This is a genomic window from Vibrio aquaticus, assembly GCF_003970385.1.
In the GTDB taxonomy this organism is placed as follows: Bacteria; Pseudomonadota; Gammaproteobacteria; order Enterobacterales; family Vibrionaceae; genus Vibrio; species Vibrio aquaticus.
The window spans coordinates 1-435 of sequence record NZ_RXZH01000160.1; the positions used below are offsets into that span (position 1 = coordinate 1).

General features: G+C 49.4%; 1 protein-coding gene. It reads left to right on the forward strand.

Annotated elements, in window-relative coordinates; all coding sequences use genetic code 11:
- Window positions 1–137: 137 nt before the first annotated feature.
- Window positions 138–435 (forward strand): ISAs1 family transposase (locus EJ063_RS20685; protein ID WP_126576087.1); only part of this gene is annotated, 298 nt, incomplete at its 3' end.

The window sequence follows — 435 nt, forward strand, 5'->3', positions numbered from 1 at the left end:
CCCAGGGCCGACGCATGATCATTCTTTGCGCTAGTTGATCAAGTATCGATCAGTTGAGCGGCGCCAAGTACGATTTTAATTGTACCTTGCGTTGCCAAGCTGTAAATAGTCGAGATCTTAACTAACTGTTTATTTTTATGGCCCAGAAGTCTTTGCTCGACTACCTTGAATCAATTCCAGACCCACGCAATCAGGCCAAGTGCTCGCATATCTTGTCAGAGGTTGTTTTCATGGCCATCTGCGCCATGATGTGCGGTTTTGATACTTGGAGCGAGATTACCTTGTTTGCTCAAGAGCGAGAGCCATGGTTCCGGCGCTGGTTGAGCTTGCCTGGCGGCATTCCATCACACGACACATTCAACCGCATTTTTGCCACTCTGCCTCCCGCCAGTCTGAAATCCATTTTTCAAGCGTGGATCGGCGACATCATGGGCG